Annotated in this window: 22 protein-coding genes; 9 read left to right on the top strand and 13 right to left on the bottom strand. The window is 73.2% G+C overall.

Features of this window, described 5'->3' with window-relative positions; translation table 11 throughout:
• Positions 1-193 precede the first annotated feature (193 nt).
• The 3 genes from ACGF5U_RS03120 to ACGF5U_RS03110 form a co-directional block, all read right to left on the bottom strand.
• Complete coding sequence (locus ACGF5U_RS03120) at positions 194-2,008, bottom strand: S8 family serine peptidase (protein WP_392714986.1); 1,815 nt, start codon at positions 2,006-2,008, stop codon at positions 194-196.
• Between the two features lie 520 nt (positions 2,009-2,528).
• A complete protein-coding gene (locus tag ACGF5U_RS03115; protein ID WP_392714795.1) occupies positions 2,529-3,473 on the bottom strand; it encodes an aldose epimerase family protein in 945 nt (314 codons plus the stop codon).
• 11 nt (positions 3,474-3,484) lie between these two features.
• Positions 3,485-4,399: an SGNH/GDSL hydrolase family protein gene (locus ACGF5U_RS03110; protein WP_392714796.1), complete on the bottom strand. Its 915-nt coding sequence runs from the start codon at positions 4,397-4,399 to the stop codon at positions 3,485-3,487.
• Between the two features lie 253 nt (positions 4,400-4,652).
• On the opposite strand from ACGF5U_RS03110, the gene ACGF5U_RS03105 reads away from it, so the two are divergent.
• Positions 4,653-5,147, top strand: a complete 495-nt coding sequence (locus ACGF5U_RS03105) for a DUF3145 domain-containing protein (RefSeq protein WP_392714797.1) — start codon at positions 4,653-4,655, stop codon at positions 5,145-5,147.
• A gap of 126 nt (positions 5,148-5,273) precedes the next feature.
• Here ACGF5U_RS03105 and fabF read toward each other — a convergent pair whose 3' ends face one another.
• The 5 genes from fabF to ACGF5U_RS03080 all read right to left on the bottom strand — a co-directional run bounded on the left by fabF (position 5,274) and on the right by ACGF5U_RS03080 (position 10,132).
• Complete coding sequence (fabF, locus tag ACGF5U_RS03100; RefSeq protein ID WP_392714798.1) at positions 5,274-6,536, bottom strand: beta-ketoacyl-ACP synthase II; 1,263 nt, start codon at positions 6,534-6,536, stop codon at positions 5,274-5,276.
• A gap of 67 nt (positions 6,537-6,603) precedes the next feature.
• Positions 6,604-6,852 carry an acyl carrier protein gene (locus ACGF5U_RS03095; protein WP_392714799.1) on the bottom strand — a complete coding sequence of 83 codons (249 nt, stop codon included), beginning with the start codon at positions 6,850-6,852 and terminating at the stop codon, positions 6,604-6,606.
• 67 nt (positions 6,853-6,919) lie between these two features.
• Positions 6,920-7,921: a ketoacyl-ACP synthase III gene (locus ACGF5U_RS03090; protein WP_392714800.1), complete on the bottom strand. Its 1,002-nt coding sequence runs from the start codon at positions 7,919-7,921 to the stop codon at positions 6,920-6,922.
• Positions 7,922-7,937: 16 nt separating this feature from the next.
• Positions 7,938-8,855 (bottom strand): ACP S-malonyltransferase, encoded by a 918-nt coding sequence (locus ACGF5U_RS03085; RefSeq protein ID WP_392714801.1) that lies wholly within the window; start codon positions 8,853-8,855, stop codon positions 7,938-7,940.
• 89 nt (positions 8,856-8,944) lie between these two features.
• The gene (locus ACGF5U_RS03080; protein WP_392714802.1) at positions 8,945-10,132 is read right to left on the bottom strand and encodes a PucR family transcriptional regulator; all 1,188 of its coding nucleotides are present in this window, start codon (positions 10,130-10,132) and stop codon (positions 8,945-8,947) included.
• Positions 10,133-10,209: 77 nt separating this feature from the next.
• Here ACGF5U_RS03080 and ACGF5U_RS03075 point away from each other — a divergent pair, with 77 nt between their 5' ends.
• Complete coding sequence (locus ACGF5U_RS03075) at positions 10,210-10,866, top strand: pirin family protein (RefSeq protein WP_392714803.1); 657 nt, start codon at positions 10,210-10,212, stop codon at positions 10,864-10,866.
• 168 nt (positions 10,867-11,034) lie between these two features.
• Here the strand turns inward: ACGF5U_RS03075 and ACGF5U_RS03070 are convergent, their stop codons facing one another.
• Complete coding sequence (locus ACGF5U_RS03070; RefSeq protein WP_392714987.1) at positions 11,035-12,282, bottom strand: Ig-like domain-containing protein; 1,248 nt, start codon at positions 12,280-12,282, stop codon at positions 11,035-11,037.
• A gap of 228 nt (positions 12,283-12,510) precedes the next feature.
• Between ACGF5U_RS03070 and ACGF5U_RS03065 the strand changes: the two genes are divergently transcribed.
• The 5 genes from ACGF5U_RS03065 to ACGF5U_RS03045 are packed head-to-tail and all read left to right on the top strand — an operon-like array spanning position 12,511 to position 18,762.
• Complete coding sequence (locus tag ACGF5U_RS03065; protein WP_392714804.1) at positions 12,511-13,803, top strand: lipid II:glycine glycyltransferase FemX; 1,293 nt, start codon at positions 12,511-12,513, stop codon at positions 13,801-13,803.
• Positions 13,800-15,743, top strand: coding sequence for a murein biosynthesis integral membrane protein MurJ (gene murJ, locus ACGF5U_RS03060; protein ID WP_392714805.1), 1,944 nt, complete (start codon positions 13,800-13,802; stop codon positions 15,741-15,743). The genes ACGF5U_RS03065 and murJ overlap by 4 nt, the downstream gene beginning before the upstream one ends.
• 24 nt (positions 15,744-15,767) lie before the next feature.
• Positions 15,768-16,448 (top strand): response regulator, encoded by a 681-nt coding sequence (locus ACGF5U_RS03055; RefSeq protein WP_392714806.1) that lies wholly within the window; start codon positions 15,768-15,770, stop codon positions 16,446-16,448.
• 47 nt (positions 16,449-16,495) lie between these two features.
• Complete coding sequence (locus ACGF5U_RS03050) at positions 16,496-18,058, top strand: ATP-binding protein (protein ID WP_392714807.1); 1,563 nt, start codon at positions 16,496-16,498, stop codon at positions 18,056-18,058.
• Positions 18,055-18,762 (top strand): hypothetical protein, encoded by a 708-nt coding sequence (locus ACGF5U_RS03045; protein WP_392714808.1) that lies wholly within the window; start codon positions 18,055-18,057, stop codon positions 18,760-18,762. Before ACGF5U_RS03050 ends, ACGF5U_RS03045 begins: the two co-directional genes overlap by 4 nt.
• A 50-nt stretch (positions 18,763-18,812) precedes the next feature.
• On the opposite strand, the gene ACGF5U_RS03040 is transcribed toward ACGF5U_RS03045, so the two are convergent.
• A complete protein-coding gene (locus ACGF5U_RS03040; RefSeq protein ID WP_392714809.1) occupies positions 18,813-19,628 on the bottom strand; it encodes a serine hydrolase domain-containing protein in 816 nt (271 codons plus the stop codon).
• 70 nt (positions 19,629-19,698) lie between these two features.
• On the opposite strand from ACGF5U_RS03040, the gene ACGF5U_RS03035 reads away from it, so the two are divergent.
• On the top strand, positions 19,699-20,178 hold the full coding sequence (locus tag ACGF5U_RS03035; protein ID WP_392714810.1) for a MerR family transcriptional regulator: 480 nt from the start codon (positions 19,699-19,701) through the stop codon (positions 20,176-20,178).
• Positions 20,179-20,185: 7 nt separating this feature from the next.
• Complete coding sequence (locus ACGF5U_RS03030) at positions 20,186-21,301, top strand: aldo/keto reductase (RefSeq protein WP_392714811.1); 1,116 nt, start codon at positions 20,186-20,188, stop codon at positions 21,299-21,301.
• 211 nt (positions 21,302-21,512) lie between these two features.
• Here ACGF5U_RS03030 and ACGF5U_RS03025 read toward each other — a convergent pair whose 3' ends face one another.
• From ACGF5U_RS03025 to ACGF5U_RS03015, 3 genes are all read right to left on the bottom strand, one after another.
• Complete coding sequence (locus ACGF5U_RS03025; protein ID WP_392714812.1) at positions 21,513-22,373, bottom strand: DUF4429 domain-containing protein; 861 nt, start codon at positions 22,371-22,373, stop codon at positions 21,513-21,515.
• Between the two features lie 86 nt (positions 22,374-22,459).
• A complete protein-coding gene (locus ACGF5U_RS03020; RefSeq protein WP_392714813.1) occupies positions 22,460-23,671 on the bottom strand; it encodes an alpha/beta hydrolase in 1,212 nt (403 codons plus the stop codon).
• Positions 23,672-23,778: 107 nt separating this feature from the next.
• Positions 23,779-24,426, bottom strand: a complete 648-nt coding sequence (locus ACGF5U_RS03015) for a TetR/AcrR family transcriptional regulator (protein WP_392714988.1) — start codon at positions 24,424-24,426, stop codon at positions 23,779-23,781.
• Between the last annotated feature and the right edge of the window lie 271 nt (positions 24,427-24,697).

The following is a 24,697-nucleotide window of genomic DNA, read 5'->3' as shown; positions in this document are numbered from 1 at the left end:
CCACCCTCCGGCGTGCGAGCGGACCCCCTGCCCGCGAGCAGAGAATACGAACTCGGCCACCGGAGTCCATGCCCCTTGTCCGGCATGTGGACGGTACAGCGGCGGGGCGTGCCCCCGGCAGGTTGCCGCGAGCACGCCCCATTTTCCCCTGCTAACCGCTTTGACCTGCGGTTATGTGAGTAAAGCCGTTGTTTCAGAAGGTCAGGCCCCAGGAGTCGATGTAGCCGGTGTCACCAGCGGCCACATCGCGGACCTGAAGCTTCCAGACGCCGTTGGCCGATTCAGACGAGGCGTCGACCGTGTACGTGGCGAGGACGTTGTCGGCGGAGTCGCTGCCGCTGGAGTTCTTCAGCCGGTAGGCGGTGCCGTCCGGGGCGATCAGGTCGATGACCAGGTCGCCGCGCCAGGTGTGCTTGATGTCGACGTTCACCTTGAGGGCGGACGGCGCGTTGCCCGTGAGGCCGGTGACCGAGATGGACGAGGTGACGGTCGTGTTGTCCGAGATCGTCACGTTGTTCGTGTTGGTGAAGGTGCCGGCGCCGGGCGTGGTGGGCGTGCCGCCGGTGACGGCCGCGACCGTCTTGGCCGCGTCGGCGATGCCGGCGCCGCAGCCGCCGGAGCAGGTGCCGGGCAGCGGACGGGCGTTGGCCTTGATGGCGGCCTCGATGTCGGCCGGGGTCAGGGTCGACTTGGCGGCCTTCATCAGCGCGGCGAGACCGGCGATGTGGGGGGCGGCCATCGAGGTGCCCTGGTACGGCTTGTAGTTCTCCGTCGACTGGACGGTGGAGCCCGAGTTCAGCGTGGAGAGGATGCCGTTCTCGGGGGTGGTGACGGTGCCCGGCGTGTCGGTGGCGCGGCGGGTCTCACCACCGGGGGCCGAGACGTCGATGATGCTGCCGTAGTTCGAGTAGTACGAGCGGTTGCCCTCGCGGCTGGTCGACGCGACGGTGATGACGCCCGCGCAGTTGGCGGGGGTGAAGCCGGACGCGTTGGCGTTGCTGTTGCCCGCCGCCACGACGACGGTGCTGCCGCGCGAGACGGCGCCGTTGATGGCGTTGCGGTACACGGTCGGGCAGGTCGAGCTGGCGCCGCCGAGGCTCATGTTGATGACCTTGGCCGGGTTCGGGTTCGCCGGGATGCCCGGGACGCTGCCGCCGGAGGCCCAGGTGATCGCGTCGGCGATGTCGGCGGACGAGCCGCCGCACTTGCCGAGCACCCGGACGTGCTGGACCTTCGAGCCGTACGCGATGCCCGCGATGCCCTTGGTGTTGTGCGTGGCAGCGGCGATGGTGCCCGCGACGTGCGTGCCGTGCCAGGACGAACTGCTCGCCCGGGAGCCGGTGCCGCACTCGCCGTCGGTGGCGTTCCAGTCGCCCTCGTCCTTGGGGTCGCTGTCGCGGCCGTTGCCGTCGCGGGCGTCGGCGGATGAGGAGATGAAGTCGTAGCCGGCGATGGTGTTCGCGGCGAGGTCCGAGTGGGCGGCGTAGCCCGTGTCGATGACGGCGACGGTGACGCCGCTGCCGGTGGTGGTGTCCCAGGCGCCCGGTACGTTCATGCCGCCGGTGGCCTCGAAGAGGTCCCACTGCTTGGCGTAGTCGGTGTCGTTGGGGGTGACCGCCATGGCGTAGGCGCGGACGTCGGGCTCGACGGACGCGACGGCCGGGTCGGCGCGGAAGGCGGCCATGACCTCGGTGACGTCCTGCCCGGTGGCGGCGGAGCCGAGGTCCACGAGGGCGGCGCCGTCGGCGAGGCGGCGCTCGAAGGAGAGCTTCTCACCGGTCTGGGCGGCCTTGTCGGCCGCGTCGCTCTTCGCGGCGGCGTTCGAGGTGGCCTCGGCGGTGCGCGCCTTGTAGGTCACGATGACCTTCTCGACGGGCGCGGTCGGCGTGGCGTTGGCGGTCATGGCCTGCGAAGCCGGACCGGCCGGCTTCGGGGAGGGGGTGGCCTGAGCGGCGAGGGCCACCGAGGAGGTGGCCGCGACGCCGAGGATCGTGGCGCTCGCCGCCACGATCGATATCAGTCTCCGCCTGGAACCGTTCAAGGTGTTCCCTTTCAGGGCGGCTCCGGCGACTCCCGGAGCGCTGACAGTGCGGAGCGCGGGCGGGCGGCGCCGGGAGCGCGGGCGGGTGTGGGGTCCGTCCGCGCTCCCTGTGGGTTGGGTAAGCCCGTGCGCCGCCGCCGGCGCGCCGGCCCCTGGGGAGGGGCCGACATCGGCGGACCTCAGACGTCCCGCGGCAGGGGGGTGAGCATGTGAGTTACATGCACCTGACAGGGACGGGGCTGAGAACCACCGGTGCGGCAGACAGTAGGGAAACCCCGGATGAACCCGATACGGGGAAAACCCTTGTCACCCCCCGTGCGGAGCCCCCGCACGGCAGGGGCGCACCGCGCCGGAACGCGAACGGCCGGGCGCCGCACGGAGGTACGGCGTCATAGAGCCGTACGTACCGGATGATGACGCCCCATCATGGACAAGTCACACCCAACCACCCCCGAGGCCGAGCCCCGGACGCCCCGCGCGGACGGCGTCAGCGCGCCGGACGGAGCCCGAAGCCGTACCGCGTCCACGACGCGTACACCTCGCCCGGCCGGAGCACCGTGCTCGGAAACGCCGGCCGGTTGGGCGAGTCGGGGAACGCCTGCGTCTCCAGCGCCACCCCGCCGATACGGTCGTCCGCGTACACCTGGAGCCCCGGCTCCGACGTCGACACCGTCAGCAGCCGCCCGCTCTCCGGCGCGTACAGCTCGGCCGCCGGGCCGCTCCCCCCGCCGTCCAGGACGAAGTTGTGGTCCAGGCCCGTGCCCACCGGGCGCGCCGTGCGGAAGTCCAGCCGCGTGCCGTCCACCGGATCGATCGCCCCGGTCGGGATCCCGGTGCCATCCACCGGCGTGTAACGCCCCGCGGCCAGCCGCAGTTCCTGCGCGCCGCCGAGGTCCCAGTACGCGTGGTTCGTCAGGCTCACCACGGTCGGCGCGTCCGTCACCGCCTCGTACGCGATCCGCAGCGCCCCCCGCTCGTCCAGGGTGTACGTCGCGGAGACCTCCAGGCGCCCCGGGAACCCCTCCTCGCCGTCCGGGCTGACCCGGGACAGCCGCACGCCGTCCGCGGTCTCCCGCGCCTCCCACACCCGCTTGTCGAAACCGAGTTCGCCGCCGTGCAGACTGTGCGGCCCGCCGTTGCGCGCCAGCCGGTACGTCCGGCCGTCCAGCGCGAACACCCCGCCCGCGATCCGGTTCGCGTACCGCCCCACCAGCGCGCCGTGGTACGGCCCCGGACGGGCGACGTACCCGTCGAGCGAGCCGTGGCCGAGCACCACGTTCGCCACGGTCCCGTCCCGGTCGGGTATCTCCACCGACTGCACGATGCCGCCGTACGTCAGGACGGCCACGCGCGTACCCGCGCGCTCCAGCGTCCAGCGGTGCACCGCGCGGCCCTCGGCCGTACGGCCCCACTCCTCCACCTTGGTGATCATGATCGCCGAGCCTACGCGGGCGGCCGCCGCGCCGTCACCGTGCGGTAGGCGATCTCCGCCAGCCGCTCCTGCCCGTTCAGACTCGGATGGAACAGGTCCCACGGGCTCAACTGCGCCCCGGTGAACCGGTACGCGAACACCGCCCCGCCGTCGTACCGGCACAGCGCGTCCTTCGCGCACACGTCCCTGAGCGTGTCGTTGTACGCCACCACCCGCTCGTGCACCAGCGCCCGCCGCCGCTCGGCCGCCTCGCCCAGGTCCTGCGCGTCGGCCAGCATCGACGCGCAGATCCCGAGCTGCCACACCTGCTGGCCCAGCGGATGATCACGCCCCGTGGACCACAGCCGCTTCAGGTCCGGCACGCTCGACACGTACACCTGCGCCTTCGGCGCCCTCTCGCGCAGCCGTGCCATCGCCGCCTCGAACGACGCCCGGAAGTCGGCGACCGGCGTCATCAGCGCGGTCGTGTCGCGGCACGCGTCGTTGGCGCCCACCATCACCGTCACGAGGCCCGGCTCGTGCGCGGCCGCACGCGCCATCTGTTCCGGCAGCTCCGCCATCCTGGCCCCGGACCTGGCCAGGTTCCAGCTCCGCGACGGCAGCGCGGAAGGCCCGAGCAGCCGCAGCGCCAGACTCTTCACGCGGGTGTCCGAGCCGGTCGCCCACGACACCTCGGGGCAGTCCTCCAGCACCCCGCACGCGTCGAACCCGCGCGTCACCGAGTCGCCCACGGCCGCGACCGACGCGGGGCGCGGGTTCCACACCGGGCCCCGCGAAGGGCTCGGGCTCGCCGCCGGCCGCCGTGCCGCGTCCTCCCCGGGGCCGTCCCCCGACGAAGAGGCCACGCAGCCGGAGAGTACGGCGCCCGACAGCACGGCCGCCGCCGTCCAGAGGGCGACGGCGGCACGTCGGTGAACCCCGCGCATCCTGTCGGGCCTCCTGTCGGCGTCCTGGCGAGTGAAAGCTTCGTGTCGACGGCCCACGGGACCGACCGTACGTCATCCCAAGCGCCCCGGCGCACGGTAGCTTTTTCCCCGTCGAACCGTCAGGCGCCTACGCCCATCGGCTCCGGTAAATTACATCACGTCACAAGCTGTCCGTTTTGCGGAGTTTCGCTCCCGATGCTGTTTACTGAGGCCGCTGGGAAAAGGCGAACCTCGTCCCACACTGGAGGTCCCGGTGACGACACGTGGAGTCCTGTACGTACACTCCGCACCGCGCGCGCTGTGTCCGCACGTCGAATGGGCGGTGGCGGGAGTGCTCGGTGCGAGGGTCCAGCTCGACTGGATCCGGCAGCCGGCCTCGCCGGGCACCTGGAGAGCGGAGTTCTCCTGGCAGGGCGAACCGGGCACCGCGTCCAAGCTGGCCTCCGCGCTGCGCGGCTGGCAGCTCCTCCGCTTCGAGGTGACCGCCGAACCCTGCCCCACGGCCGAGGGCGAGCGCTACAGCGCCACGCCCGAGCTGGGCATCTTCCACGCGGTCATCGGCATCCACGGCGACATCATGATCCCCGAGGACCGGCTCCGCGCCGCCCTGGCCCGCTCGGCGCAGGGTGAGACCGACCTGGAGGCCGAGATCGCCAAGCTGCTCGGCAAGCCGTGGGACGATGAACTGGAACCCTTCCGCTACGCGGGCGAAGGCGCGCCCGTCCGCTGGCTCCACCAGGTGGTCTAGCGGTACAGCGGTGCAGCGGTTCGATGGGGGCGACGTGCCCGACGGGTTCGACACGCCGTACGTACGGGAAGGCCCCCACCGCCTGGTGGGGGCCTTCCCGTACGAGCGACGCTACGCGCCCGGCCGTCAGACCGTGCGGAACGCGAGCACCACGTTGTGGCCGCCGAAGCCGAACGAGTTGTTGATCGCCGCGATGGTGCCCTCGGGCAGCGCGCGGGGCTCGTCGCGGACGACGTCCGCGTCGACCTCCTCGTCCAGGTCCTCGACGTTGATGGTCGGCGGGGCCATGCGGTGGTGCAGCGCCAGGACCGTCGCGACGGTCTCGATACCGCCCGCGCCGCCCAGCAGGTGACCCGTCATCGACTTGGTGGCCGAGATGGCGACGTGGTCGAGGTCGTCACCGAGCACCTTCCGCAGCGCCTTCACCTCGGCGACGTCGCCCTGCGGCGTCGACGTGGCGTGCGCGTTCAGGTGCACGACCTCCGACGGCTTCAGGTCCGTGCCGTCCAGCAGGTTCTGCAGGGCGGCGGCGATGCCGCGGCCGGTCGGCTCGGGCTGCGCGATGTGGTGGCTGTCGGCGGACAGGCCCTGGCCGAGCGCCTCGCAGTACACGCGGGCGCCGCGCGCGGCGGCGTGCTCCGCGGACTCCAGGACGACGACACCGGCGCCCTCACCGAGGACGAAGCCGTCACGGCCCTTGTCGTACGGCCGGGACGCCTTCTCCGGCTCGTCGTTGTTCTTGGACATCGCCATCATGTTGGCGAACGCGGCGATGGGCAGCGGGTGGATGGCCGCCTCGGTGCCGCCCGCGACGACCACGTCGGCGCGGCCGGTGCGGATCATCTCGATGGCGTAGCCGATCGCCTCGGCGCCCGACGCGCACGCCGACACCGGGGTGTGGACGCCCGCCTGGGCGTTCACCTCCAGGCCGACGTTGGCGGAGGGGCTGTTGGGCATGAGCATGGGCACGGTGTGCGGGGAGACCCGCCGCGCGCCCTTGTCCTTCAGTACGTCGTACTGGTCGAGCAGGGTGGTCACGCCGCCGATGCCGGAGGCGATGACCGAGCCGAGCCGCTCCGGGCGGATCTTCTCGTCCTCACCGGCCGGACCGGTGTAACCGGCGTCCGCCCACGCCTCACGCGCCGCGACGACCGCGAACTGGGCCGAGCGGTCCAGCTTGCGGGCCAGCGGCCGGGGCAGGACCTCGCCCGGGTCGACGGCCACGGGCGCGGCGATCTGGACGGACAGTTCGGCGAAGCGTTCGCCTTCGAGGGGCTTCACCCCGGAACGTCCCGCCATCAGACCCTCCCAGGTCGAGGCGGAGTCGCCACCCAGCGGTGTGGTTGCGCCGATACCGGTGACGACCACGGTGCGATTGGTCGAGCTCACAGGAATTCTTTCTCCACGTGTATGAGGAATGCGTGAATGCGGCGCCACCGCCGGGTGGCGAACCGGATCAGGCCTGGTGCTTGAGGATGTAGTCGGCAGCGTCGCCGACCGTCTTGAGGCCCTTGACGTCCTCGTCCGGGATCTTCACGTCGAAACGCTCTTCGGCGGCGACGACGACCTCGACCATGGACAGCGAGTCGACGTCCAGGTCGTCGGTGAAGGACTTGTCCAGCTGGACGTCCTCGGCCGGGATACCGGCGATCTCGTTCACGATCTCCGCGAGACCTGCGACGATGTCTTCCTGCGTGGCGGCCATGTCGGCGCTCCTTCGGTATGTGTCTGAGAGGGTGTGCGGCTTGTCGTCCGGAGGATTCCGTACGTGCCTAGGGGAGGGTAACGACCGTCGCGGCGTAGACGAGACCCGCCCCGAAGCCGATGACGAGCGCGGTGTCGCCGCTCTTCGCCTGACCGGTCGCCAGAAGCCGCTCCATAGCGAGCGGAATCGAGGCGGCCGAGGTGTTGCCGGTGGTTTCGACGTCACGGGCGACCGTGACGTGCTCCGGCAGCTTCAGCGTCTTCACCATCGAGTCGATGATCCGCATGTTCGCCTGGTGCGGAATGAAGACGTCCAGGTCGGCCGCGCTGATGCCGGCGGCGTCCAGCGCCTGCTGGGCGACCTTCGCCATCTCGAAGACGGCCCAGCGGAACACCGCCTGGCCCTCCTGCGTGATGGCCGGAAACTTGTCGACCTCGCCGTCACGGTAGTCCGTCCACGGCACGGTCTGCTTGATCGTCTCGGACTTGTCGCCCTCGGAGCCCCACACGGTCGGGCCGATCGCCGGCTCCTTGGCCGGGCCGACGACGACGGCGCCCGCGCCGTCACCGAACAGGAAGGCCGTCGCGCGGTCCTCCAGGTCGGTCAGGTCGCTGAGCCGCTCCACCCCGATCACGAGGACGTACTCGGCGGAGCCCTCGACGATCATGCCCTTGGCGAGGGTGAGGCCGTAGCCGAAGCCCGCGCAGCCCGCGGAGATGTCGAACGCGGCCGGCTTCGTCGCGCCGATCTTGTCCGCGATCTCGGTGGCGACGGCCGGGGTCTGCTTGAAGTGCGACACCGTGGAGACGATCACGCCACCGATCTGCTGCGGGGTGATCCCGGCGTCCGCGATGGCCTTGCCCGCCGCCTCGACCGACATCGCGGTGACGGTCTCCTCGGGCGACGCCCAGTGCCGGGTGGCGATGCCGGAGCGGGAGCGGATCCACTCGTCGGACGAGTCGATCGTCTCCAGGATGACGTCGTTCGGCACGACACGGGTCGGCCGGTAGCCGCCCACGCCCATGATGCGCGCGTACGGGGCACCCTGGCTGGGCTTGATCTTCGCCATGCTCTACGGCTCCTTGTCAGGCGGCAGCGTGCTCGGCGATGAGCGCGCGAGCCGCCTCGAGGTCGTCGGGGGTCTTCAGAGCGAGCGTCGTGACCCCGGGAAGGGCGCGCTTGGCGATACCGGTCAGGGTGCCGCCCGGGCACACCTCGACCAGGGCGGTCGCGCCGAGCCGCTGGAACGTCTCCATGCACAGGTCCCAGCGGACGGGGTTGGCGACCTGGCCCACCAGCCGGGCGACGACATCGGCGCCGGTGGCGACGGTCCGGCCGTCCTTGTTGGACACGTACGGCACGGCCGGGTCGGCGACGGTGAGCGCCTCGGCGGCCTCCTGGAGCTTCGCCACGGCGGGCGCCATGTGGCGCGTGTGGAACGCGCCCGCCACCTTGAGCGGCACCACGCGGCGTACGCCATCGGGCTTGTCCGCCTCCAGCGCGGCCAGCTCCTCCATCGTGCCGGCGGCGACGATCTGCCCCGCGCCGTTCACGTTCGCCGGGGTCAGCCCCAGCTTCTCCAGATGCGGAACGGTGACCTCGGGGTCGCCGCCCAGCAGCGCCGACATACCGGTCTCGGTGACGGCGGCGGCCTCGGCCATCGCCAGTCCGCGCGTGCGGACGAAACCGAGCGCCGCCGTGTCGTCGAGGACACCCGCGAACGCGGCGGCGGTGATCTCGCCGACACTGTGACCGGCGACGGCGCCGGGCGTCACGTCACCGAGCGCGGCGGCGGACAGCAGGCCCGCCGCGACGAGCAGGGGCTGGGCGACCGCCGTGTCGCGGATCTCCTCCGCGTCGGCCTTCGTGCCGTAGTGGACAAGGTCGAGCCCGATGGCCTCGGACCACGCGCCGACGCGCTCGGAGGCGCCGGGAAGGTCGAGCCAGGGGGTCAGGAAGCCGGGCGTCTGAGCGCCTTGGCCGGGAGCGACGAGTACGAGCACCCTCACACTCTCTCTTGTGGACGGTTCCAAGCGCCCGTGGGGACAAGGACGAAGAACCGTCGGGGGAATTGTTGGTGTTCCACAAAAGCCTAGGACGGGGAGTCCATGTCGGCCAGACGCCCGAGGATCAGCGCGATCCGCAGCGTGAACGCCGAGCGGACATCCGACGGCGACCAGCCGGTGACGTCCGTCACACGTCGGAGCCGGTAGCGCACGGTGTTGGGATGCACGAACAGCATCCGGGCCGCGCCCTCCAGACTGCTCGCCTGCTCCAGATACACACTCAGCGTCTCCAGGAGCGCCGAGCCCGCCTCCTCCAGTGGTCTGTAGATCTCCTCCACCAGCTGTTCGCGCGCCGACGGGTCACCGGCGATCGCGCGCTCCGGCAGGAGATCGTCCGCGAGGACCGGCCGGGGCGCGTCCTGCCAGGCGAGGCAGGCCTTCAGACCGGCCGCCGCCGCCTGCGCGGACCGGGTCGCCGCCAGCAGGTCCGGCACGATCGGCCCCGCCACGACCGGGCCCGCCGCATACGGGCCGATCAGCGACTTCGCGACGGCCAGCGGATTGTCGCTGCCGCCCGCGATCACCACGAGCCGGTCGCCGAGCACCCCGGTCAGCACCTGGAGCTTGGCGTGCCGGGCCGCCCGCCTGATCGCCTCCACCGTCAGCTCGCTGTCCCCGTCGGGGGCGGTGCCGAGGAGCACGCAGACGTGCTCGGGTGAGTTCCAGCCGAGCGCCGCCGCCCGGGACACGGCGCCCTCGTCGGCCTCGCCGGACAGCACGGCGTTCACGACCAGGGACTCCAGCCGGGCGTCCCACGCGCCGCGTGCCTCGGCGGCCTGCGCGTACACCTGCGCCGTGGCGAAGGCGATCTCCCGGGCGTAGACGAGCAGCGCCTCACGGAGCACCGACTCGTCACCGGGCGCGGCGACCTCCTCGATCGCCGACTCCATCACCTCGATGGTGGTGCGCACCATCTCGACGGTCTGGCGCAGGGTGATCGCCCGGGTCAGCTCGCGCGGAGCCGTGCCGAAGACGTCCGTGGAGATCGCCTGCGGCGCCTCCGGGTGCCGGAACCACTCCGTGAACGCGGCGATGCCCGCCTGCGCGACCAGCCCGATCCACGACCGGTTCTCCGGGGGCATCGCCCGGTACCAGGGCAGCGTCTCGTCCATGCGGGCGATGGCACTCGCGGCGAGCCGCCCGGAGGACTGCTCCAGGCGCTTCAGGGTCGCTGTGTGCGGATGGGGCCGGTTCGCTGCTGCTGGTTCAGGCACGGGGACAAGAGTGCCTTATCGGGACGGGGGCATGGCCAGCCGGGCCGGTTTCCCGCCGCGCACCCTAGGGTGGACACGTGATCGATGTACGGCGGTCGGGCGACCGCTATCGCGGCGGTGATCCCGCCACCGGGATCGAAACCCTGCACGCCTTCTCCTTCGGGAGCCACTACGACCCGGACAACGTCCGGTTCGGCGCGCTCATCGCGTGCAACGAGGAGCGGTTGGAGCCCGGTGCCGGGTTCGACGAGCACCCGCACAGCCATACCGAGATCGTCACCTGGGTCGTGGAGGGCGAGCTGACGCACCGCGACTCCGCCGGGCACGCCACCGTCGTCCGCCCCGGCGACGTTCAGCGGCTCGGCTCGGCGGCCGGGGTGCGGCACAGCGAGCGCAACGAGGGCACCGTACCGCTGCGGTTCGTGCAGATGTGGCTGGCCCCGGCCGAGCCCGGCGGCGAGCCGTCGTACGAGCTCGTCCAGGGCATCGCCGACGCGACGCCGTTCGCGGTGCCGGCCGCCGGGGCGCTGCTGCACGTCCGGCGTGCGGGACCGGGCGACCGCACCGCCGTCCCCGACGCGCCCTTCGTCCACGCGCACGTCGTACGCGGCCGGGTCAGGCTCGGCGACCACGAGCTGGGACCCGGCGACGCGGCCAGGATCACCGACACGAAGGGGCTCGACCTCACCGCCGTCACGGCGGCCGAGGTCCTGGTCTGGGAGATGTCCGGCTGACCCGCGCGGGGTCGTGACGTGCCCCGGGTCGTGACGTGCTCCGGGCTGTGACGTGCTCCGGGCTGTGACGTGCTCCGGGCTGTGACGTGCTCCGGGCCGTGACGTACTCCGGGTGCTCCGCGGTACGACGCCCTACGCGGTGCCACGCGCTCCGGACGCGCGCGGGGGTCAGGCGGCCGGTCCGCTCCCGCCCCCGGCCAGCGCGCTCTTCGCCCGCCACTGCTCCCACGGCACGTTCCACGCCCCGTACCCGTTGCCGGGGGCGACCGTGCCCTTGGTGTCGGCCCCCTTGATCTCGAAGGGGTCGCCGACCCGCACCTGGCGGTAGAAGTCCGCCGCGTCGGCGTCGCTCATCCCGATGCAGCCTGAGCTCATGTTGGCCCTGCCGAACCAGCGGGCGTTCCACGGCGCCGCGTGCGCGTACATCCCGGACCAGGTCAGCCGCATCGAGTGGTCGACCATCTTGTCGTAGGCGTCACGCAGGCCCACGGTCTCGGAGTTCATGCGGATCGTGCCCTCCTTCGACATCAGCACGGCGGTGCCGCGCCAGGACCGCTTCTCGCCGCCGGGCGTACCGCCGGAGACGGCGACCCGCCGGATCTCGCGCCCGTCCCGTTCCAGGGTGAGCCGCTTGGCGTCGAGGTCGACCCGGACGATCTGCCGCGCCCCGACGGTGAACGTGGTGCGGTAGTCCCGGACGAACCAGCCGCCGTCCCCGGAGTCCGTGCCGTTCAGCGCGGCGTCGAGGGTCACCTTCGTGCCGGGCTTCCAGTACTCCCGGGGCCGCCAGTCGGCCCTGTCGTTGCCCGACCAGTCCTTCAGCCAGCCCCACGACCCTTCCGTGGGCCGCGACGTGGTCACCTTCAGCTGCCTCTCGACCGCCGCCTTGTCGGTGACCGGGTGGTCGAAGACGATCGACAGCGGCTGGGCCACGCCCACCGTGGTGTCCTTGCCCGGCGCCAGCGTCAGCTTGTTCACCCGGTCCGCCGCCTCGGTGGTGAACGACGTCCGCGTGCCCGCCTCACGGCCGCCGGCGTCACGGGTCTTCGTCACGACCGTGTACGCGGTGCCTGGCGCGGCCTTCCGGTCCGACGTCCAGGACCTGCCGTCGGCCGATACCCGTCCGGTGAGGACGCCGCCGTCCGGTGCGGTGACCGTCACCGCGACCAGGGTGCCGCCCGTCGCGGTCACCACGACCGGGCGGCCCGCGGCGGCCTTCGCGCCGCTCGGCGTCACGGAGACGGAGACGGCGCGGACCGCAGCCCCGCCCTTCGCGTCCGGGGTCGCGGACGCCCGCCCGGCCGGGCCGTCCTGGGCGCCGGAACAGGCGCCGAGCGCGGTGCTGAGCAGGGCGGCGGCCACGGCGGCGGGAACGGCCGCACGGATGCCGGGACGCGTACGCGGGGCACGTATCAGGGGCACGGAAACCTCCGGAAGGTGGTGGGATGCCCGGACTCTAGGCCGGGCGCCGCCCCCTGGAACGGCCTTCCGGCGCATGTGACGGCGGCTGCGCCGGAACGGTCATCGTCCGGTCACATTCACCGCGCGGCACGGTCACGGACGCTTGTGAACCTCCTGAGTGCCCCACCGGAGAGCCACCGGAGAGACCTCCGGCCGAGCGGGGCGGAACAGGAGGCGCACACCGTGTCAGCGCTGCTCGCGACAGCCGCTCCCCCCGGCGGGGACATCTGGCTGGGTCCCGTCCGGCCCGAGGCGTACCGGGGGTTCCTCACGTCCCGCGCCGCCCTCCCCGACGGACCGAGCTTCCTCCAGTGCCCGTCCTGGGCCGACGTCAAGGAGGGGTGGCGTTCCGAACTCATCGGCTGGTACTCCCCGTCCACCGGGCCCGGCTCGCCGTCCCCGTCCCCGTCCCCGTCCTCGTCCCCGTTCCCGTCCTCGTCCCCGTCCTCGCCCTCGTCCTCCTCCCCGCCCCCTTCCGCGTCGGGCGGCGGGCTGGAGGGTGTCGCCCTGGTGCTGCTGCGCCCCTTCCCCGGCACCCGGAAGTTCTTCGCGTACCTGCCCGAGGGCCCCGTCGCCGACTGGACCGACCCGGACCTGGACCGCTGGCTCACCCCGCTGCTGCGCCATCTGCGCCGGGCGGGGGCCTTCGCCGTACGGATCGGTCCCTCGCCCGCGTACCGGCGGTGGGACGCCGCCCGGCTGAAGGCTGCCACCGGGCCCGGCCGCCGCGTCGGCGACGTGATCGCGACCGAGGCGGACCCCGTCGGCACCGCCGTCGCCGAACGGCTCAGGGCACGCGGCTGGCGGCGCTGCGGCGGTGACGGCGCGGCCGGCGGCGGGGACGGCGACGCACAGCCGCGCCTGGTGTTCCGGGTGCCGCTCGCCGGGCGCACCCCCGACGACCTGTGGAGCGGCCTCAACCAGGAATGGCGCCGCAATGTCCGCCGCGCCCGCAAGGAGGGCGTCGAGGTCGTCGTCGGCAGCGCCGCCGACCTGCCCGACTTCCACCGGCTGCTGCGGATCACCGAAGAGCGCGACGGGTTCCGGCTCGGCCGCTCCCTGGCGTACTACCAGCGGCAGTACGAGGCCCTCAACGCCGAGGAGCCGGGCCGGATGAAGCTGTACCTGGCGCGCCACGGGGGCGAGACCCTGGCCGCGCACACCATGGTCACGGTCGGCCGCCGCGTCTGGTACCAGACCGGTGCCTCCGCCGACCACCGCCGTGAGGTGCGGCCCTCCAACGCCCTCCAGTGGCGGATGCTGCTCGACGCCCACGCGATCGGCGCCGACGTCTACGACATGCGCGGGGTACCCTCCACTCTCGATCCCGGTGACCGCGCGCACGGCCTCCTGCGCTGGAAGCTGGGGACCGGGGGAGACGTCGTAGAAACGCTGGGGGAGTGGGAAACACCCATGAGCGGCACCGCCAACCACGCGCTGTACCGGGCGTTCCAGACGTATCTGGCCCGCCGATGAGCCGTTCAGCGACGGCGACGGCGACGGCGACGGCAACGGCGACGGCGACGGCGACGGCAACGGCGACTGCGACGGCCGGGCCGCCCGTCCCCACCGAGGGGCCGTCGGCGCCGCGCTCCCCGTCCGTGCTGCGCGGCGGCGCCGTCATGGCCGCCGGGTCGCTGGTCTCACGGGCGACCGGTTTCATCAGGTCCGCCATGGTCGCGGCGGCGCTCGGCACCGGACTCGTCGCCGACGGGTACGCCGTCGGCAACTCCGTCCCCACCATCGTCTACATGCTGCTGATCGGCGGCGCCCTCAACGCCGTCTTCGTCCCCGAGCTGGTCAAGGCGGCCAAGGAGCACGACGACGGCGGCGCCGCCTACACCGACCGGCTCCTGACGGTGTGCGCGCTGGCCCTTCTGGCGCTCACCGCCGGTGCCGTCCTGGGCGCGCCCGCGCTCGTCGACGCGTACACCGACTACACCGGTGAACAGGCCGCCATGACGGTCGCCTTCGCCCGCTACTGCCTGCCGCAGATCTTCTTCCTCGGGCTGTTCACGCTGCTGGGCCAGGTGCTCAACGCACGCGGCCGGTTCGGCGCCATGATGTGGACGCCGGTCCTCAACAACCTCGTCGTCATCGCCGTGTTCGGTGTCTACCTCACGGTGGCCGCCACCCACACCGGCGCCCTCACCGCCCGTGAGACCGCCCTGCTCGGCTGGGGCACGACGGCCGGTATCGCCGTCCAGGCCCTCGCCCTCGTCCCGTCGCTGCGCGCCGCCGGATTCCGCTGGCGGCCCCGCCTCGACGTACGGGGCAGCGGACTGGGCGCACCCCTGCGCTCGGCCGGCTGGCTCGTCCTGCTCGTCCTCACGAACCAGCTCGCGTACTGGGTCGTGACCTGGCTCGCCACGGCGGCAGGCGCCCGCGCGGCCGCCCAGGGCGTCGACGGCGGCGCCGGGTTCAGCGCGTACAACAACGCCTATCTGCTGTGGGCCGTTCCGCACGGCATCGTCACCGTCTCCCTGGTCACCGCCCTGATGCCCCGCATGAGCGGGGCGGCCGCCGACGGCGACACGGCCGGTGTGCGCCGCGACGTCTCGTACGCGCTGCGCGCGAGCGCGTCCGCCGTCGTACCCGCGGCCTGCGCGCTCCTCGCGCTCGCCGTGCCGCTGATGGCCCTGGTGTTCCAGTACGGCAGGACCGACGCGGACGACATCGCGGGGATGGCCGCGATCCTGATGGCGTTCGCGCCCGGACTCGTCGCGTTCTCCGGGCAGTACGTGCTGACGCGCGGCTTCTACGCGCTGCGCGACACCCGCACCCCGTTCCTGCTGAACCTGGTGATCGTCGCGCTGAACGCGGGCCTGTCCACCGCCGCGTACCTCCTGCTGCCCGCCCGCTGGGCGGTCACGGGCATGGCCGGGGCGTACTCGGTGGCCCTGTGGGCGGGCTGGGCGCTCACCGCGTACGCCCTGGCGCGGCGCCTGCCCCGCGAGGGCGGGGCGGCGGCGCCTCCCGCGACGTCCCCGCCGACGCCGACCGCCGGGACGGCCACCGCGGTGACGCCGACCGTCGGGGCGGCCACTGCCGTGACGCCGACCGTCGGGGCGGCCACTGCCGTGACGCCGACCGTCGGGGCGGCCAGCGCCTCGACGGCCACGCCCGCCAGGTCCGTCTCGACTGCCACGCCCGCCGGGTCCGCCGGGGCGCCCACGGCGCCCACGGCGACCGCGCGGCCCGCCGTCGCCCGGCTGCTGCTCGCCGCGCTGCCCGCAGGCGCGCTGGGCCACGCGGCCGGCGCCTGGGCGACGGGCGGCGCGGGGCCCCTGGGCGGCGCGGCCGCGGGCGGCGCGGTCATCCTCGCCGTGTTCGCGCTGCTGGCCAGGCCCCTGCGGCTGACCGAGCTCGACGCCCTGCTCACCGGTGCGCTGCGGCGGCTGCGCCGCCGCCCCTGACGGCTCTGCGAAGGGTTTCCACCGATGCCACGCGTCCTGTTGATCGAGGACGACCCGTCCGTACGCGAAGGGGTCGCCCTCGGCCTGCGCCGTCGCGGCCACGACGTCCGCACGGCGCCCACGGGCGAGGAGGGGCTCGCCGCGCTCACCGCGTTCCGCCCCGACCTGCTCCTGCTGGACCTGATGCTGCCGGGCATGACCGGCGTCCAGGTGTGCCGCCGCGTCCGCGAGCGCAGCCAGCTGCCGGTCATCATGCTCACCGCCAGGGGCGACGACTTCGACGTCGTCATCGGGCTGGAGGCGGGCGCCGACGACTACATCGTCAAACCGGCCCGTACCGACGTCATCGACGCACGCATCCGGGCCGTCCTGCGCCGCATCGACGTACCCGGCGGTCGGCCGGACATCGAGCTCCACGGCGAACTGGCCGTCGACCGGGCCGGACTGACCGTCGCCAAGAACGGCGACCCGATCGCGCTCGCCCCCTCCGAACTCAAGCTGCTGCTCCATCTCTCCGCCTCGCCCGAGCAGGTCTTCAGCCGTCAGCAGCTCCTGGAGCACGTGTGGGAGCACAGCTACCACGGTGACGCGCGGCTGGTCGACGCCTGTGTGCGGCGCCTGCGCAACAAGATCGAGGACGTGCCAGGCAGCCCCCGCTACGTCCAGACCCTGCGCGGCTTCGGCTACCGGTTCGGCCCGCTGTGACCGGCGGAACGCCCGGGATCACGGGGGCAACGGAGGCCACGGGGGCAATGGGGGCAGCGGATGCCACGGGGGCAGCGGATGCCACGGGGGCCACCCGGGCCACGGGAGCCACGGGCGCCGCCGGCGCGAGGCCCGCGCGTCGCAGGCGGTTCGCCCGGTTCGGGCTGCGCACCCGCCTCGTGCTCGCCTTCCTCCTCGTCGCCGCCGTCAGCGCCGGAGCCACCGCGACCCTGACCTACCGCGAGGCCCGCAACGCGATCCTGGAACAGACCCAGAACACCGCTGTCACCGCCTTCCGCGACCAGGTCCGCCTCCTCGGAATGTCCCTGCCCGTGCGGCACGAGGGGCTCCAGGACCTGCTGCGCGACATCGCCCGCCAGGGCCGCCCCCGACCCTGGCACGTCTTCGCCGAGTACGGAACGGTCCGCGCCTCGTCCGGCACCCGCGACACGTCCACCGTCATCACCCCCGAACTGCGCCGCGCCGCCCACACCGACCCGCACGGCAGCTTCCAGCGGGTCGTCCAGGGCGACAGGGTCTGGCTGACCATCGCCGTCCCGGCCGTCTTCAAGCTGGGCGACCACACCCGCCCCACGGGGCTCGTCCTGTACGCGGTGATGCCGCTGGAGGAGGAAGAGGCCAACATCCAGGCCATGGTCGTCGCCGCCCGCGACGGCGCCGTGCCCGCGCTCGGCGTCGCCCTCGTCCCCGCGCTGCTGGCCTCCCGCAGCGTGCTGCGCCCGGTACGCGACCTGCGGCGCGCCGCCCGCAGCATGGGCCGGGGCAGGCTGGACACCCGCATCCAGGTCAAGGGCGGGGACGAACTCGCCGACCTGGCCCGTACGTTCAACGAGTCGGCGAGCGCGCTCGAACGGTCCGTACAGGAGCTGCGTGCCGCCGAGGCACGGGCCCGCCGTTTCGCCTCCGACGTCTCCCACGAGCTGCGCACCCCGCTCGCCGGGATGCTCGCGGTCACCGAGGTGCTCGACGAGGACGCGTCCGGCCTCGACCCCGACACGGCCGCGGCCGTCCGGCTCATCAGCGCCGAGACCGGAAAGCTCGCCGTGCTGGTCGAGGACCTGATGGAGATCTCCCGCTTCGACGCCCGCGCGGCCGCGCTGAACACCGACGAGGTCGACGTGGCCGAGACCGTGCGCCGCACGCTCCAGTCCCGGCGGTGGACGGATACCGGCCAGGTCGTCACCGCGCTGCCCGACGGGATCCGGGCCCGGCTCGACCCCCGGCGCTTCGACGTCGTCGTGGCCAACCTCGTCGGCAACGCCCTGCGGCACGGCCGCCCTCCGGTCCGCGTCGGCCTTCGCGCCGAGACCCGCGAGGACGGCGCCGAACGGCTCGTCATGGAGGTCGCCGACAGCGGCCCGGGCATCCGGCCCGAGGCGCTCCCGCACATCTTCGACCGCTTCTACAAGGCCGACGAGGCCCGCACCCGCTCGGCGGGCAGCGGCCTCGGCCTCGCCATCACGCTGGAGAACGTACGGCTGCACGGCGGCACCGTCCGCGCCGACGCCCACGGCCCCGACGGCGGTGCCCTGTTCACCGTCGACCTGCCGCTGACCACCGAAGAGCCGGCCCCGGGGGTGGACCGATGAGGCGCGCGTGGGCCCTAACGGCGCTCCCCCTGGTCACGGCGCTGCCGCTGCTCGCGGGCTGCGGTGTCCGCGAGACCGGGGTCATCGGGGCCGGCGGCCCCGCGACCGTCGACGTCTTCCCGGGGCGCGACGCCCGCATGCTGCTCTTCTTCGTGTCCCCGGAGGGCGAACCGCTGCCGGTGGCACGGCCGTTCGAGGCTCAGCCGCCACCCGTCCAGAGCTCGGGGAACGGTACGACGGACACCCGGCCGACCGGCCCCGGGGTCGCGAAGACCGTCGCCGCGCTGCTGGCGGGGCCCTCGAACGACGAGCGGTCGGCCGGTGTCACCACCGAACTGCCCACCATCGGACGCGACCGGTCCGGCACACCCGTGAGCGTCCGCCAGGGTCGGGACCGGGTGGACGTCACCGTCGGTCTCGCGGTCGGGGAACTGTCACCGGCGGCCGTCAGGCAACTGGTGTGCACGATCGCGTACGCCGCCGACATCAACGGCGCTGTGGAGGTCGCCGTCTCCGGGGCAGGGGCCACGCTGCCTGCCGTCCGCTGCGACCGGGACGCGCCGACGCCGACGTGGGCGCCCGACGGCCAGGCACAGAGCACCACACCGGCACCGGGCGGCAGCACACCAGCACCGGCTACCACAGCAGCACGGGGCACCACACCGGCACCGGCCACCACACCGGCACCCGGTGTCACTCCCTGATCCGGTGACCGGCCGACCGGCCGACCGGCCGACCTGGCCGACCGCCCCGCCTACCGGCGCAGTTCGGCGAGCACCGCGTCCGTGAACGGCGGCCACGCGTCGATCGCCCAGGGCCCGAAGGCCCGGTCGGTCAGCGCCACGCACGCCGCGCCCGCCTCCGGATCGACCCACAGGAACGTTCCCGACTGCCCGAAGTGCCCGAACGCGCGCGGCGACGACGCGGCGCCCGTCCAGTGCGGCGACTTGCCGTCCCGGATCTCGAACCCGAGACCCCAGTCGTTGGGCCGCTGGTGCCCGTACCCCGGCAGGATGCCGGTCAGCCCCGGGTGCACGACCGTCATGGCCGCCAGCACCGTGCGCGGGTCGAGCAGCCGGGGCGCCTGCACCTCCGCCGCGAACCGCACGAGGTCGTCCACCGTCGACACCGCGTCCTTCGCGGGCGAACCGTCCAGGGCCGTCGCCGTCATGCCCAGCGGTTCGAGGACCGCCTGGCGCAGATACTCCGCGAACGGGATGCCCGTGGCCTTCGTGACATGGTCGCCCAGCGCCTCGAACCCGGCGTTGGAGTAGATCCGCCGCGTGCCGGGCGCCGCCATCACGCGCGGCTCGTCGAAGGCGAGCCCCGACGTGTGGGCCAGCAGGTGCCGCACCGTGGAGCCCTCGGGCCCGGCCGGCTCGTCCAGCTCGACCGCGCCCTCCTCGTACGCGACGAGCACGGCGTACGCGGCGAGCGGCTTCGTCACCGACGCGAGCGGGAACCGCAGGTCGGTGGGGCCGTGGGACCCGGCCAGGGTGCCGTCCGCGCGGACGACGGCGGCCGCCGAGGTCGGGACGGGCCAGTTCTCGATCATCGCCAGGCTCTGCATGCGAACGAGCGTACTTCGTCGCCCGGCGGCCCTTGCCTGGAGTGCACTCCAACCTCTTAGCGTGGGGGCCATGACGGTGATCGAGAGCACGACCGTACGGAACGGGACGGTACGGACCGAGGGCACCGACGTCTGCACGGCGGCGCCGCCCGCACACCCCCGCCCCGACGGGCAGGACCGCTACACGATCAGCGAGGTGGCCGACTGGAGCGGGCTCTCCGCCCACACCCTGCGCTGGTACGAGCGGATCGGGCTGATGCCGCACGTCGACCGGTCGGCGACCGGCCAGCGCCGGTTCACCAACCGGGACCTGGACTGGCTGGCGTTCGTCGGGAAGCTGCGGCTGACCGGGATGCCGGTCGCCGACATGGTGCGCTACGCCGAGCTGGTGCGCGAGGGCGAGCACACCTTCGAGGAGCGGCAGGAACTGCTGGAGCGGACCCGCAGGGACGTACGGGCCCGGATCGCCGAGCTCCAGGAGACGCTGGCCGTCCTCGACTTCAAGATCGACTTCTACGGGGGCGCCCGCCGGGCGTCGGAGAGGGCCTGAACGCCACATGACCACGGAACAGCAGACCACCGGACAGCAGACCACCGCACAGCAGATCGACACAGAGCGAATCGACACAGAGCGAATCGGCGCGGAGCGGGTCGCCGCCCCGGTCGAGCGGATAGCGACGGTACGCCTCGGCACGGACGGCCCGCTCGTCGGCGTCCAGGGCTTCGGCGCCATGGGCATCAGCGAGTTCTACGGCGACACCGACGAGGCCGCGGCCCGCGACACCCTCGACGCCGCGCTGGAGGCGGGCGTCACCCTGATCGACACGGCGGACATGTACGGGCAGGGCGCCAACGAGGAGTTCCTCGCCCCGTTCGTCGCCGCCCACCGCGACGAGATCACCCTCGCGACGAAGTTCGCCATCGACCGCGGCGCGGACCCGAACACCCGGACCGTCCGCAACGACCCCGCGTACATCAGGTCGGCGGTCGAGCACAGCCTGCGCCGCCTCGGCGTCGACACCATCGACCTGTACTACATGCACCGGCGCGACCCGGCGGTCCCGCTCGCCGAGTCCGTCGGCGCGATGGCCGAGCTGGTACGGGAGGGCAAGGTCAGGCACCTGGGCCTGAGCGAGGTGACGGGCCCCGAGCTGCGCGAGGCGCACGCGGTGCACCCGATCGCCGCGCTCCAGTCCGAGTGGTCGCTGTTCTCCCGGGACGTGGAGCGCAGCGCCGTCGGCGCGGCCGCCGAGCTGGGCGTGGCGTTCGTGCCGTACTCGCCGCTCGGCCGCGGCTTCCTGACCGGCGCCTTCGCCGACGCGGCCAAGGACCTCCCGGACGACGACTTCCGGCGCCACCAGCCGCGCTTCTCCGGCGACAACGCCCGGCGCAACGCCGCGCTCCTGGAGCCGGTCCACACCGTCGCGGCCGCCCACGGGGCCACCGCCGCGCAGGTCGCCCTGGCCTGGGTGCACCAGCGGGCGGCCGTGCACGGCCTGGCCGTCGTCCCGATCCCGGGCACCCGCAAGCGGGCCCGGCTGATGGAGAACGCCGCAGCGACCCGGCTGACGCTCACCCCCGAGGACCTGGCCCTGCTGGAGCCCATCGCCGACCGGGTGACCGGCGACCGCTACCCGGACATGTCCCACACCTCGGCCGCCCGCGAGGCGTGACCCGCGCCTGTCCGGCCCGACATGTCCGGGCGCGACATGACCGGGCGGGACGTGTCCGGGCGCGACATGACCGGGCGTGACGTGTCCGGGCGCGACATGACAGGCGTGACGTGTCCGGGCGTGACGTGTCCGGGCGCCGCCCGTGCGACAGCCGCCCGTCCGGGCGACGCGTGGCCGAGCGCGCCCCGGGGCGCCGCGGCCTGTCGCGGGGTCAGAGTTCGGCCAGCAGCTCGGCCTTCTTCGCCGTGAACTCCTCGTCCGTCACCAGGCCCGCCTGGTGCAGCTCGCCCAGGTGACGGATCCGATCCGCGATGTCCGCCGGGTCGCGGCGCCCGGCCGCGACGGGCACCGCGACCGGCGCCCCGGCCGCCGCCCGTACGGCGTGCAGCACGGCCGCCGCGAACGGCAGCGACTCGTGGACCGGCCCGTAGCCGAGACCGAAGACGACGGCCGCCGGGTCCTGGTCGGCCTGGGCCGGCTGCGGTTCGCCGCCGCCGCGCCGCAGCAGCCGCAGGTAGCCGTCCAGCACGTCGGGCGAGCGCCACTCGACACCGCTCAGCTCGCGCACCGGGAACGTCTGGTCGCCCGCCTTCCACTTGGCGGACGACGCACCGGTCCAGAACCAGCGGAACGACACCTGGCCGCCGTCGAAGGACGCCTTGGCGTCGTACGCCTTGAAGTGCAGCGGCGCCTCAGGGGCGGCCACGAGGAACCGCTCCGCCGGTTCGCGCGCCTCGGGCCCGAGCAGCGCCCGCAGCTCGTCCGCGTAGTACTCGGCGAGCGTCTCGCGCTCGACGGGCAGCACCAGCCGATAGGGGTCGTTGCCCTCCTTCAACTGGCCCGAGGCAGCCTCCATCAGCGGATCGGCCCCCGCGCGCGGCCGCGCGTGCAGCACCACCGTTCCCCGCTTCCCCGGGGAGAGCGTCACCGACGCCAACGCCTCGTAGGGCACGCGTCTTTCGCGCAGCGCCTGGAAGAGCTTCGGCGCACGGATCCCCCGTTCGAAGCGGATGAGCACGGCGTCGGGTTCGAACTCCCAGGTGGCATGAATTCCGGCCAGCACATCACCCATGCGCCTCATCGTATGCGGCGTGCGCCCGCGCGTCGCCCCTGGAAGAGGTGCGGAACCGGACGTACCCTTGCGCGCCTCTACGCGCGTCAGAGCGCCGACGGGCCGGAGATTCCGCTGCGGCAAGCGCTTGTTCCATCCGCACAGCGCACGCTCCGGTACGAACCGACACCTATTTCGGCGAAGTTGGTGAGGCTCTCCGTCCCCGGTTCGAAGTACCCGCCGTGCCCCGCCGCGCCCGCCGCCGACAGCAGCCGCGCCCCGAACTCGGGGGCCACCGGGTCCGCTCCGTGCCCGACTCCGGCCACGTCCAGGTACGGCACGTCCGCGATCCAGTCCTCGGCGTCCCGCATGGCCCACACCCGGGCCCCGGTGCCCAGCGCGGCCGCCGTCTCGGCCCGCATGCCGGGGCTGCCCGCCACCGCGATGTCGGTCACCCGCGCGGGCAGGGCGTGCGCCGCGAGCCCGCACACCACGGAGCCGTAGCTGTGGCAGAACAGCGACACCCGGGAGTCGCCGGGCAGCGCACGGGCCAGCGCGGTGAGCCGCGTGGCGCCCTCGGCCGCGAGCCGCCCGGTCGCCGCGTCCATGCCGACCCCGTCCGGCGCGGTGTAGTCCGCCCAGGCGATGACGGCGGTACGGGTGCCGGGCGCGGCGGAGCGCTCGGCGGCGTACAGGGATTCGGCCATGCCGACGGGCGCCGTGTACCTGCGGGCGGTCTTCTGGAAGCTCAGCACGTCGGTGTCGACGCCCGGCACGACGACCGAGACGCGCTGCGCCCGGTCCAGGTCGCCGAACACCTCCGCCACGCGGCCGGTGCCCGACGGGTCGAAGGCGAGGATCTGCCGGTGTCCGCGCATCAGCGACGAGAACCGGTGCGTCCTGCGGAGGGCCTCCCGCCGGCCATCGGCGGTCAGCCGCGGATCGTTCACCCGCCGCCGTTCGGTGTCCAGCGCGCGCGCCAGCCCATGCCGGTTGGCGCGGTAGCGGAGCGTGACGGGCACCCCGTCGAGGTTGCCGACGACGAGCGGGTGCTCGGCGGCGAGGCGGTGGCGCTGGTGGGCGCCGAGCGACGCGAAGAACGCCGCGATGACGGTCGGCGGCGATGCCGGATCGGGCAGCTCCCGCATGCCTGTCCGGCCATCCCGCCATGCGGTCAGCGCGGCCTGGCGCGGCTCCTGTGAGCCGCGTCTGTCCTGCAGGGAGGTCCATCCGGTGGTCGCGAGGAGGACGAAGACGACCGCCAGGGCGAGCAGAGCGCGCCATACGGTGAGCGTGGGGGTGAGGGCGGGAGAAGTCACTACGAGACACCCTAGGAGACGCCCGGGGCGGCTCGCGCGCAGGGTGGCGCACGTCACGCGTCAAACGGGGAATACGGGGAAGGGGCCGCCGGGTCCGCCCGGCCCTGTCACGCTCCGTGTGCGCCGGGCGTACGCTGCGGCGCGGGACGCCAGTCTGCGGCGAGGGCCGGCCCGAGGTGGTCGAGATATGTCTCGGTGATCGCCCGGATCGATTCCAGGGTCGGGTCGTCGCCCCGGACCCACAGCTGTCCGGTGATCCGCATGACCCCGCTGAACGCGGCCACGGCGACGCGCGGCCGGGGATCGGTGTCGACGTCGAGGCCCTCGCGGTCGGCGATCAGCCGGGCGATGTTCTCCTCCATCTCGATGGAGCGGCGCAGATGGACGGCGAGGAGCGCCGGGGTCGATTCGATGACCTGGAACATCCGCAGGTACAGCTCGACCGGCACCAGCTCCATGACGGCCTCGCCGATGGTGTCCCAGGCGCCCAGCACGGCGTTCCGCATGGCGTCGAACGGACCCTCGCCGGCCGGGCGCGCCCGGAGCGCGACCACAAAGTGCTCCTCCACCATCTGCTGGACGGCGAAGGCGACGTCCTCCTTGCTGGCGAAGTAGCGGAAGAACGTGCGCTGCGAGACGTCGACGGTGTCGGCGATCTCGTCGACGGTCGTCCGCTCGTACCCCTGTGTGGTGAAGAGCTCCAGCGCGGACCGCAGCAGGGCGTCACGGGTGCGCCGCTTCTTCCGCTCGCGCAACCCGGTGGCCTGCCCGGCGCCGGTGGGGGAGCCACCGGACGGGCTCGTGGGGGAGCCCGGGGTGGTCGGCTGCTCAACCGTCACTTCTTGGTCCTCTTGTTGGTGCTTTCGGCCTGTTCCGGCGGCTCAGGGTACTTGTGAGCGACGTGACAGTTACCGTCGTGTGAATTGCTTTGTCAATTGTCAGTCGCTGACACTAGCCTCGACGTCATGACTGGTCAGACCACCATCGAAAAGGCGTCGCAGGGCGGCCCCGAGCCCGAGCCCCTGC

The organism is Streptomyces sp. NPDC047886 (genome assembly GCF_043204435.1).
Lineage (GTDB): Bacteria > Actinomycetota > Actinomycetes > Streptomycetales > Streptomycetaceae > Streptomyces.
Note: the sequence above shows the minus strand (reverse complement) of the source record. Positions and strands in the feature narration are given on the sequence as shown.

Bases quoted from the DNA above. Each gene is read 5' to 3' on its own strand.
- ACGF5U_RS03055 (WP_392714806.1), top strand. From the start codon at position 15,768: ATGCCACGCGTCCTGTTGATCGAGGACGACCCGTCCGTACGCGAAGGG.
- ACGF5U_RS03030 (WP_392714811.1), top strand. From the start codon at position 20,186: ATGACCACGGAACAGCAGACCACCGGACAGCAGACCACCGCACAGCAG.
- ACGF5U_RS03110 (WP_392714796.1), bottom strand. From the start codon at position 4,399: ATGCGCGGGGTTCACCGACGTGCCGCCGTCGCCCTCTGGACGGCGGCG.
- ACGF5U_RS03050 (WP_392714807.1), top strand. From the start codon at position 16,496: ATGGGGGCAGCGGATGCCACGGGGGCAGCGGATGCCACGGGGGCCACC.
- ACGF5U_RS03045 (WP_392714808.1), top strand. From the start codon at position 18,055: ATGAGGCGCGCGTGGGCCCTAACGGCGCTCCCCCTGGTCACGGCGCTG.
- ACGF5U_RS03040 (WP_392714809.1), bottom strand. From the start codon at position 19,628: ATGCAGAGCCTGGCGATGATCGAGAACTGGCCCGTCCCGACCTCGGCG.
- ACGF5U_RS03095 (WP_392714799.1), bottom strand. From the start codon at position 6,852: ATGGCCGCCACGCAGGAAGACATCGTCGCAGGTCTCGCGGAGATCGTG.
- ACGF5U_RS03035 (WP_392714810.1), top strand. From the start codon at position 19,699: ATGACGGTGATCGAGAGCACGACCGTACGGAACGGGACGGTACGGACC.
- murJ (WP_392714805.1), top strand. From the start codon at position 13,800: ATGAGCCGTTCAGCGACGGCGACGGCGACGGCGACGGCAACGGCGACG.
- ACGF5U_RS03025 (WP_392714812.1), bottom strand. From the start codon at position 22,373: ATGGGTGATGTGCTGGCCGGAATTCATGCCACCTGGGAGTTCGAACCC.
- ACGF5U_RS03115 (WP_392714795.1), bottom strand. From the start codon at position 3,473: ATGATCACCAAGGTGGAGGAGTGGGGCCGTACGGCCGAGGGCCGCGCG.
- ACGF5U_RS03090 (WP_392714800.1), bottom strand. From the start codon at position 7,921: ATGGCGAAGATCAAGCCCAGCCAGGGTGCCCCGTACGCGCGCATCATG.